Here is an 11,298-nt window from a genome sequence, read left to right as displayed (position 1 = left end):
TTGGCGAGATTACCAACTTTTATAATGCTTTTCTTATCCCGAACTCGCGTATTCCAGGTAACCTACATCGGCTATAAGCCGAAAGAATTCACGGTGGGAAAGAAGCGCAACTTCAACATCTATCTGGAAGAGAACGCCACGCAGTTAGACCAAGTCGTGGTAACCGGATTCCAAGAACTAAAGAAAAACAGCTTTACGGGTAATGCAACCATCGTTACGAAAGAGGATTTACAGAAAGCCAACACCAAGGATGCCGTAAAGGCACTGCAGGTATTCGACCCCTCATTCCGCATCTTAGACAACCTCGGATTCGGATCAGATCCTAACCAGATGCATGAAATCAACATCCGCGGAGCATCGAGTATCTCGCAAGAAAGGGGACTGGATGTAGAGAACCAACGGCTCACACAGCGTACGAATCTGCGCGATAACCCTAACATGCCAATCTTCATGCTCGATGGATTTGAGGTGGATGTACAGAAGATTTACGATATGGACATCAACCGCATACAAAGCATGACAATCCTGAAAGATGCCGCTGCCACCGCTCTCTACGGTTCACGGGCGGCCAATGGCGTCATCGTGGTTACCACCGTGGCTCCAAAAGCCGGCGAGATACGCATAGACTATAACACCACCATGGAACTTACCTTCCCCGACCTCTCGGACTATAACCTTGCCAACGCTGCCGAGAAACTGCAGGTGGAGAAAGACGCGGGAATATATATAGGTACTTTTGATGTGGCAACCATCGACCTTGAAAGGCAATACAACAAGAAGTTGAATGAAGTACGCAGGGGTGTCAACACAGACTGGCTGGCTCGCCCGTTGCGCAATGCATACAACTGGCGTAACGATGTTCAGGTGTCGGGTGGTGTGGAATCCATAAGATATATGCTCAACCTGAACTATGACAAGAACTCCGGAGTCATGAAAGGCTCCCAGAGAAATCGTTACGGCGCAGGCATGACACTCGACTACCGGTTGCGCAACTGGCTGCAGATACAGAATAAGGTAAGCCTCGACCGTACCAACTACGAGGATTCTCCCTACGGATACTTCAACGATTACTCCACGAAGCTTCCCTACGACGCCATCTACGGAGAGGACGGGGAATATCTGCAAATGTTACCGATGTCGGATAAGGTAAACCCACTCTGGCAGGAACAACACCTGCAAAGCTACACTGGACGAGGAGGAATTACCGACATCACCGACAATTTCATGATTAACATTCACTTCACGCAGAACTTCTACCTACGCAGTACATTCAGCATCAGCCAAGTAAAGACCGACAGCAAGACTTTCCGCGATCCCAAGGATCCTTCGTTCAAGAACCTGCCTAACAACCGCAAAGGTTCGCTCGCCACATCGGGAGACACCCGCCTGAAGTGGAATGCCAAAGCCCTGCTTTATTTCAACCAACGATTCGGAAAGCATTTCGTGAACCTGACGGGAGGTGTAGACGCACAGGAGACCAAGGACAGTCGCGTTTCCTATACTCAGGAAGGCTTCAGTCTCGGCGTCTTGAGCGACCCAATCTACTCCGCACAGCAGCCCAACAAGACACAAGACACAAAGTCCACGACACGCCTTTTCGGCGTATTAGGATCGCTTAACTATACTTTTGACGAGATATACCTGTTAGACGCTTCGTTCCGCCTCGACGGTTCCTCACAGTTCGGTAAGGACAAGCGTTTCGCCCCGTTCGCCTCTATCGGCCTCGGCTTGAACATGCACAACTATAAGTTCATAAAGAATATCCCATGGATTAACACCCTCCGCCTGAGAGGTACCTATGGAAGCACGGGTAAAGTGAACTTCTCTCGCTTCGATGTAATCAGCAGTTACATTATAGACTCAAGCTCTTGGTACTATACGGGGCCGGCCGTACTCCTCAACACCATGGGCAACCCAAGGCTCTCATGGGAAACCACAAAGACCCTGGACTTCGGTATCATGGCTGAATTTTTCAAAAACAGATTCTATATTGAAGCCAACTACTACCGCAAGACTACCGACGGCATGATTGACCGGATTGCCATCCGTCCGTCTTCAGGATTCACATCCTATAATGGCAATGTAGGTTCCATCGTCAACAAGGGATTTGAATTGAAGACCAATGTAACCTTGTTCCGCAATCGCGACTGGTCAGTAGTGGTCAATGCTAACATGGCTTCCAACTCCAACAAGATTTCGAAGCTTGATGAAGCTATCGAAGAATACAATAAGAAGATTCGCGACAACTACGATGCGGAAAACCCGCAATATAAAAATCTGCAGAACCGCCCGCTGATACAGTATTATGTCGGGGCTTCTACCTCCGCCATCTATGCGATGCCATCCCTGGGTATCGACCCGGCCAGCGGAGTGGAGATATTCAGGAAGAAAGACGGCACCATCACCAAGGAGTGGAATGCTTCAGACATGGTAGTTTGCGGAGATACGAATCCCGATGCACAGGGGTCTTTCGGACTCAATGTCGCCTACAAGGGACTATATGTAAACGCCTCGTTCCTCTACGCTTTCGGCGGACAGCAATACAACCAGACACTACTTGAAAAAGTGGAAAACGCCGATATTAAGAATTCAAATGTAGACCGACGCGTCATTACTGACCGTTGGCGCAAGGTGGGAGATGTGGCTCCGTTCTATGGACTCGGCGAAAGAAAGGCTACCAAACCCTCATCGCGCTTTGTGCAGAACGATAATCATATATACTTCAACAGTATCGCCATCGGATACGATTTCGGACGAAAGTTCGTTTCCAAGCTCAAGCTCAGCGCACTCTCCGTATCCTTCAACGCGTCCGATCTGGCACGATGGAGTTCTATCAAGCAAGAGCGAGGACTTTCTTATCCTTATGCTCACACCTATAGTATCAGTCTGCGTGCAAGTTATTAACATACGAAATAACACTAAAAATATGAAGCATAAATTATATATAGGTATATTGTCGGGCCTACTCCTGTTCACGACAGGATGCAACGACTGGCTCGATGTTCCAGTAGACGGCCAGTTTACCAAGGGAGAGCTGTCTGCAATCGGCGACGGTTATCGTTTGGACTTGCATGGCTTATACAAGAAAATGGCATCGCGAACCCTGTATGGCTTTGAACTACAGTTCGGCATGGTCGATTTCTTTTCCAATCAATACGATATCAATGTAGGTACCAATAAACTGAAAGACCCTGTTTATATTGCAGCCGGCAAACGAGATTACAATAATCCTGACTTGCTTCCTCTTATTGATAAAATATGGCTTCACGCATACAACACGATTGCCCAAGCCAACAACCTCATAAACAGAATCCAGGATGAGCCTAACGACAAGTTCTCAAACGGAGAGATGGAGAAAAACCTGATACTCGGAGAAGCCAAGGCGTGCCGGGCCTTCCTGCATTTCGACTTATTGAGACTCTTTGCCCCGGCACCTGCCGACGACGACAACAAACCTCATATCCCCTACATCACCACCTTCCCCGAAACACGCGGACAACACCTCACCGTAAAGGAGACCATAGCTAAGATCATAGAGGACCTTGAGGAGGCACGCACATTGGTGAAGCCATACGATGACTCTCCACTCGGACAAAGTGCCAGTGCAACGGGCAGGGCTCGGTTTTACAACGATCTCCAGCCAAACATGGAAGGCTATACCACAAAAGAAAATCTCGACGAGTTTCTCCTCGGCCGTGGCTACAGATTCTCCTATTGGGCTATTACAGCCTTGCTGTCAAGGGCTTATCAATATAACGCCACCTATGAGCAAGGAGACCTGACAAAGGCTAAAGCTTATGCGGAGGAAGTGCTGAATGTTCAGTTTAATGGAGCCAACTCCGCTACATTCCATCCGTTCAAGGAGGAGAGTTTTGCGTTCACATACCAGGAGCAGCCCGAAGAGATGAGCGACATTCGTATGGTAGACAACCTGATCATGGGAGTTTACAACGAGAAGGAAATTACAGATGTCAATCTCGATAAATATTTTCCTCGGAGCTTACAGCAAGCAGAGAACAATGTCTTCATCGTAAACTTAGAAGGACAAGACATCTTTAAGAATACCGATGGCAGCGATGATTCGCAAAAAGACATCCGGCGCACTCGCCTAATCTATGAGCCTAACAGTTCATGGGCAACCTATCTGTCTACAAAGTGGTATGTAAAAGAGAAAGATACGAAAGAGCGCGACAACACCGTTACCATACTTCCCTTACTGCGAACCTCTGAATTGAGATACATCATCGCGGAATGCGAAGCCAGAAACGGCAACTTTGCGGCAGCCTATGAAATACTGAACACCATGAGAGCCAAACGCGGCATAACCGACAACCAGTTGGCAGTAAAAAGTTCTATGGCAGATTTCATAAAAGACCTGGTACGCGAGGGACAGCGTGAATGGATCAGCGAAGGGCAGCTCTTCTATCTCTACAAACGCTTGCAGGCTAATGTGAAGCGCGACGACGGCTCATCAAGACCGTTCACTACAGCTGAGAGTGTACTACCAATACCCACAGATGAAAACCGATAACCCAAAGTAAACATATAAGACAATGAAAAAGTTAATATATATCCTGTCATCTGTTGTCCTGCTCGTCCTGTTTAATGCCTGCCAAGAAGAAGACCTGCAGCTCTGGGGAAACGAGCATCACATCTATTTTGAGAAGTTCTACAAGGATGCTGCAGCCCCTGGCAAGGAGCGCGCCGAGACTACCGATGCGTCTTTCTTCTTTGAGAAAGATGATGTCAAGTCCATAGATGTCAAACTGGTTGTCAACATGACCGGCCGCTTACTCGACAATGACATGCCGTTTAGGCTGAAAGTCGTGGAAGAAGACGGCATGACAACTGCCACCAAAGACGAATATGAAATCCAAGACCGCTATGTATTCCGGGCACACAATGTGAACGATACGGCAAAGAATCAGCGCGACACCATTTCTGTCAAGATGTTCCGCACAAATCGCATAGAACAATTAGGAGAAGGTGAATACCTGAAACTCACCCTGGAACTCATTCCAGAAGGAGCGCTCCTGTTGGGACAAACCGAGCGCACACGCGCCGTCATCCACCTCATGAAGGATGCTATCAAACCGGAATGGTGGGATGCCGAGATTACCAACAATCTGTTTGGAAACTATACTCCGAGGAAATACAAACTCTTCCTGCTCAACATCGACGGGGCTGCTACCTTGAACGCAGAGATGCTCCGTACAGCTCCGTACAAGGCTATCGCCCTCGTACGCAAATACAAGCAATGGATCAACGAGCATCCCGACGAGGCAAAAGAAGCCGACGGAACTCCTATTACAGTAAATGTATAACTACATTAAAATATAAGACATCATGAAAAGACTTGAAATAAAATACGCAATCGCACTGATGCTCATACCTCTCGCTCTGAGTTCCTGCTTCAGTGACGACGGAAACTATGAATATGAGAGTCTGCAACCACCTACATGGCTCATCAACATAGAAAAGGAGGCAATTTGGATAAGCGGCCGAGGAGGGCAGGATATCACCATCGACGCCTCCAAGGCTTTCAACTGGGGCAACCAGGATTCTCTGAAGCGCAATGAAGAAGTACGCTACGAATGGACCTACAAAGGCCGTGTCATCTGCGACAAACTCAAAGAGACCGTACCGGCCGAAGAGCTGATGAAGCGTATGGGGATTACCGAATACATGTCTGCGGAAACATACTTATCCGGCGACTTCTCCATCATAGAGAAGAAGTCAGGGGTTACTTTCAAGGCACGAACGACAATCCAAATCAAAGCCCCCATCACCGGCGGCGACTTCATCATCTATTCCAATAAGGAGGGACAGCCTTCCGTCGGGACGCTCTCCGTACTCGGTTTGAACTATATCAAAGGCACTTCTTTGACCAAGAACTACTCATTCCAAAAAGCTTTCTCTGAAGATATTCCCGGAACGCCAAAGGAACTGGACATAGCCATGGCTATGAATGTGAGTGCCACAGGCAGCATTACCGCTATCACAAAAGAAGGAGACGCCTCCGTCTTCAATGCGTCGACCCTCAAAAAGGAATGGGACCTCAGTTCCCAGTTTGCCGACGGAACCCCGCAGAACTTCCTCGTAAGCGCACGCCGCGACCAAGAGACTTCCGGAACCCATCCCGCATTTACCTGGGTGGCAACTCAGGATGGTCGTGTATTTACCCGCCAGACTGGCAAAAACTGGCTCGGCGGCAAGTTCCTCTCGGAACCTTATTACCTTGACGAGAAAGGCTATAAGATTACCAAGTTCGGCCATACGCTTTGGGGTATTACCAACATTCCCTGCTACGATGAGAAAAACCGGCGGGTCGTCATAGCCACATCCCTTCCGCACAATGAGACCAACACTTATCGCAGCTTTATGAAAGCCTTGACCAGTTCAGACTGGAATCCGGCATATACCCCCGTCATGAATATGCCGGAAGACACCAAGGTCTATTATATGTCAGGAATGAACAGCGTTCCTTTTAGTGATAATAATCATAGCTGGTATCAGATATATTTCACTACCGGAGGGAAATCAATAGTGGGCACATTCACCGTAGATGTCTACAACCGCAATCTCGGCGCACCGCAATTAGCATATACATGGCCCTATGAGATACCAGACCACCTGTTCAACGACGAGACGGTATTCCTCACGGCAGCCACCAACCGCTTCCGCTACCCTTATACTTATAACCAATACGACTTCTTTTCAGAAGGAACCAAGGTTTTCGGCATCAAGAAGGTGCTGAGTCCGTGGTCCTACACCGTAAGCGTCCAAGAGATGCCATTTGAGGGCATTACCTCCAAAATCACAAGCATGATCTACGACCGTAGCAGCAGCTATTGGGGAGGGGGATACATGCACTTGGTTATCGGCTGTGAAAACGGCGATGTGCTGGTTTACCTCACCACGACCCTACAGGCACCGAGACTTGTCGAAAAGTATAATGTAGGAGGTCGTGTGGCCAGCATCAAACAGCTGGGGCTCTCGTTTCCTTCGCTTGACATGTATTAAAAGACTATTAATTAAGATATAAAGATTAAAGACCGTGATGCGCGCCAAGACCTTTTAGCTGAGTTACCAGTAGCCGGCAACGATGTTACACACAACGAGTAACGGTATTACCGGCTGCCGGTAACCTTCTTACTGACTACAAGTAACCAGGCTGAAGGATTCCGGTGCATCGCCGTCTGTTTAACCATTACGACACAATAAGACACAAACATGAGAATAAGAAAGTTTATCGGTATTACAATTTTGCTGTTTGCCTCTCTCGTTACGGCAAGTGCCATTACTCACAAGGACGAGCGCGTGGCCGTGGATATTACCGTCAAGGCACAGAAGAAAGGGGCTATGGGGCTTAGCCTCAAGAAATCGCCGCTCTGCCAGTCATACTGCCTGGGACTCTTCACGGCCGACATTGCCACCCACATCGGCGACGGCAGCCTGGCTCAGTATTTCAGTAACCAGAAAGCCCAAAAGCATAGTGCCGACACCAAAAACGCCTCCCTACTCGACTTCGGTTTCGTGATATTGCCTGAAAAGGAATACACGCTTCTGGCCCTGGCCTACGACAAGGACGGCAATCCCGGCCTCGTTACCCGCACGAATTTCACCACACCCAAGCGCGTAGCCGCCGGGGCACCCAAGATGACATGGCAAATCATGTCAGTAGGTCCCGACAGCGTTTCCGTGAAATTCACCCCCAACGCCGATGTGGCAGGATTTGCCCTCTGTCAGTTTGAGGCTGGAAGCATGGACAAGGCCGTAGAGCAGCACGGCCGTTTATTGGGTTTCTCCAATGCCTATGACATGATCAAGCGATTCAGCGGCAAGAACTACACCACCGAGCGAATCAATACATGGCGCGACATGATTCCCAACACCGACTATGAGCTCTGTGTTTTGCCATGGGACAAGAACGGTGTCTTTCTGGATATTGACAAGGTGAAGGTTACCACACAGAAGCTCGGAGGCCCGGGCGAGGCTGCCGTCGACATCCAGATTGGCGAGTTCGGGGGCAGCGAGAGTACAGGCTATTACCAGATTGTAATCTATACGCCCAACGACCAGGCTGCCCTGCACCGTGACATTATCATTACCGAAGAGGCCTTCAACAAGCCTGACATGGGCGAAGCCGGCGTCATCAAGATGCTGCAGACGGATGCTCCCAACGACCCTTACTGGAACCAGTACAAGACAGACAGGGCACAATGGAACTCTACCCCCAACACCACCTACATTGCCTGCTCCATGGCAAAGAATGTCAATGGAGAATGGGGAAAACTTAAACAAGTGAAATTCACCACACCCGCAAAACAGTAATAACCTACCTGCCTAAATCAATGAAAATATGAAAAACCTAAGAAAAATACTGCTGGGAGCAATTGTGCTGGCATCCATCCAGATGCCGGCACAAACCCAGATGCCACCGATACCGGTAGACACGGCCGTACGCATCGGAACCTTGGGCAACGGACTGAAATACTACATACGCTACAACAATTGGCCGGAACATAGGGCCGACTTCTACATTGCCCAGAAAGTGGGTTCCATACAGGAAGAGGAGAGCCAGCGCGGACTGGCTCATTTTCTGGAACACATGTGCTTCAACGGCACCAAGCACTTTCCCGGAAACGACCTCATACGCTATTGCGAGACCTTGGGAGTAAAGTTCGGGGCTGACCTGAATGCCTATACATCCATAGACCAAACCGTCTATAACATCTCGAATGTTCCCACTACCCGCCAGAGCGCATTAGACTCTTGCCTGCTAATCCTCCACGACTGGGCCAGCGCCCTAACCCTCGACCCCAAGGAAATAGACCAGGAACGAGGCGTCATCCATGAGGAATGGCGCGAGCGCACCAGCGCCAACTCCCGCATGTTGGAGCGAAACCTGCCCACGGTCTATTCCGGCTCCAAGTATGGAGTGCGCTTCCCCATCGGACTGATGAGTGTAGTGGATAACTTCAAGTATAAGGAATTAAGAGATTACTACGAGAAATGGTATCACCCGGCCAATCAAGGCATCATCGTGGTAGGCGACATCGATGTGGATCATACCGAGGCCATGATCAAGAAACTCTTCTCCCCCATCAAGAACCCGGCCAACCAGGCTCCCGTCATAGACGAGCAGGTGCCCGACAATGAGCAGCCCATCATCATCGTAGACAAGGACAAAGAGCAGGCCAACAGCGTGGTGGAGGTCCTCTTCAAGCATGAAATCTGGCCGGAGTCGCGGAAAGGAAACATGGACTACATCATTGCCAACTATACAAAGAACATAGCCTTGGGCATGCTGAACGACCGTTTTTACGAAGCCGCACTCAATCCCGACTGCCCGTATATCGGCGCAAGGGCGGGCGACGGGCCGTTTATCTTCGCGAAAACCAAGAATGCCTTCTCCATCAGCGCCACTCCCAAGAGCATGGACAAAACGGCCATGGCCTTGCAGACAGCCCTGACAGAGGCAAGGCGTGCGGCCAAATTCGGTTTCACCCAAGCAGAATACGACCGTGCCAAGGCCAATGTTCTCAGCAGCCTCGACAAGACTTTTGCCAATCGCGACAAACGCCAGAGCGCTTCGTTTGCAGAAGACTACAAGGGTAATTTCCTCAGCAATGAGCCCATCCCCGCCTTCGAGGATTACTATCAAATCATGAAGCAGCTCATCCCGCAGATTCCCCTGCAGAGCATCAACGACATCATTCCCCAACTCTTGCCCGAAACCGACCGCAACATGGTTATCCTGAACTTCAACAACGAGAAGGAGGGCAATGTATATCCCACGACCGAAAGCCTGCTCGAAGCCGTACATGAGGCACGCAAGGCAGAACTTACCCCCTATATAGATAAGGTGAAGGACGAGCCGCTATTGCCGGTATTGCCCAAGCCCGGCAAGATTGTGAAAGAGAAGAAGGGAAAGATGTTCGGCTACAAGGAGCTAAAGCTATCCAACGGCGTTACGGTAGTGCTCAAGAAAACCGACTTCAAAAAAGACCAGATAAGCCTTTCCGGCACAGGACAGGGCGGAAAATCGCTCTACGGAAAGAATGATTACACCAACCTGGCCGTATTCGACAACATCATCGGAATCAGCGGCCTCGGCAAGTTCTCCAACATGGACCTGCCCAAGATATTGGCAGGAAAGATAGCCAATGCCCGTCTCTCTATGGGCGACAAATACATGGGCATAGGCGGTTCCTCATCACAAAAGGATCTGGAAACCATGCTGCAATTGATTTACCTTTACTTCACCGACATCAAGAAAGATGAGCAGTCGTTCACAACATTGCTGGATTCCTGGAAAATCGGGCTCAAGAACCGGGACCTTTCACATGAGACAATCTTCAACGACTCACTCACCGCTACGGTCTACGGCCATAATCCCCGCAAGAAACCCATACTCATGGACGACTTAAAGGACATCAATTACGACCGTATCTTGCAGATTGCCAAGGAACGCACAGCCAATGCGTCAGCATGGACATTCATGTTTACCGGCGATTTCGACGAGGCCAAGCTACGCCCGCTCATATGCCAATACCTGGGATCACTACCTGTTAAGGGCAAGGTGGAGAAGGGACATCTTACGAGTTCTTTCCAAAAAGGAGTCGTCGACAACACCTTCCATCGCAAGATGGAGACTCCCAAGGCCCTGGCATACATGTTCTGGCATACCAACGACATTCCCTATAGCATAGACAATGCCATCAAGGTGAGCATGATCGGGCAAATACTGAGCATGGTATATCTCAAGAAAATCCGCGAAGATGCCAGTGCCGCCTACTCCTGCGGGGCAGAGGGAGGCTCCACTCTTGAGGGCGACTACCACGACTATACCCTCTTGGCAACCTGCCCCATGAAGCCGGAGAAGGCCGACATAGCCCTCCGCATCATGAAGGAGGAAGCCGAGAACATGACCCGCAGTTGCGATTCGGGGATGCTTGCAAAGGTGAAGGAGTATATGCTCAAGAACTATGACAACGCCCTGAAGACCAACGGATACTGGAAAGGAGTCATCAGCATGTACCGAAAATATGGCATTGATGCTCACACCCACTATCGGGAACTTATCAAGAGCCAGACCGAACAGGGACTCTGCGACTTCATGAAACAAATCCTGAAGAGCGGAAACCGCATTTCCGTAGTCATGCTTCCTCAGGAATAACGCTACAGAACATCCGCCTCCCTTTACCCGTTAGCCATGGGAAGGGAGGCGGATTTACATTCATCCACTTCTCCCCGCACCCATCTTTGATTTCCCCAAGCCAACCCAAGGCATCC

Annotated in this window: 6 protein-coding genes; all 6 read left to right on the top strand. The window is 49.6% G+C overall.

Going from position 1 to position 11,298, the window contains the following annotated elements; translation table 11 throughout:
- Window positions 1–24 precede the first annotated feature (24 nt).
- Window positions 25–2,904: a SusC/RagA family TonB-linked outer membrane protein gene (locus BM114_RS01650; protein WP_092109684.1), complete on the top strand. Its 2,880-nt coding sequence runs from the start codon at window positions 25–27 to the stop codon at window positions 2,902–2,904.
- 22 nt (window positions 2,905–2,926) lie between these two features.
- On the top strand, window positions 2,927–4,531 hold the full coding sequence (locus BM114_RS01645; RefSeq protein ID WP_092109682.1) for a RagB/SusD family nutrient uptake outer membrane protein: 1,605 nt from the start codon (window positions 2,927–2,929) through the stop codon (window positions 4,529–4,531).
- Window positions 4,532–4,553: 22 nt separating this feature from the next.
- Window positions 4,554–5,324 carry a DUF4843 domain-containing protein gene (locus tag BM114_RS01640; RefSeq protein ID WP_092109679.1) on the top strand — a complete coding sequence of 257 codons (771 nt, stop codon included), beginning with the start codon at window positions 4,554–4,556 and terminating at the stop codon, window positions 5,322–5,324.
- Window positions 5,325–5,346: 22 nt separating this feature from the next.
- On the top strand, window positions 5,347–7,023 hold the full coding sequence (locus BM114_RS01635; RefSeq protein ID WP_255406386.1) for a PKD-like family lipoprotein: 1,677 nt from the start codon (window positions 5,347–5,349) through the stop codon (window positions 7,021–7,023).
- 210 nt (window positions 7,024–7,233) lie between these two features.
- Window positions 7,234–8,334: a hypothetical protein gene (locus BM114_RS01630; RefSeq protein ID WP_255406385.1), complete on the top strand. Its 1,101-nt coding sequence runs from the start codon at window positions 7,234–7,236 to the stop codon at window positions 8,332–8,334.
- A 28-nt stretch (window positions 8,335–8,362) separates the two neighbouring features.
- A complete protein-coding gene (locus BM114_RS01625) occupies window positions 8,363–11,182 on the top strand; it encodes a M16 family metallopeptidase (protein WP_092109671.1) in 2,820 nt (939 codons plus the stop codon).
- The last annotated feature ends 116 nt before the right edge of the window (window positions 11,183–11,298 follow it).

Source organism: Prevotella sp. KH2C16, assembly GCF_900113305.1.
In the GTDB taxonomy this organism is placed as follows: domain Bacteria; phylum Bacteroidota; class Bacteroidia; order Bacteroidales; family Bacteroidaceae; genus Prevotella.
Note: the sequence above shows the minus strand (reverse complement) of the source record. Positions and strands in the feature narration are given on the sequence as shown.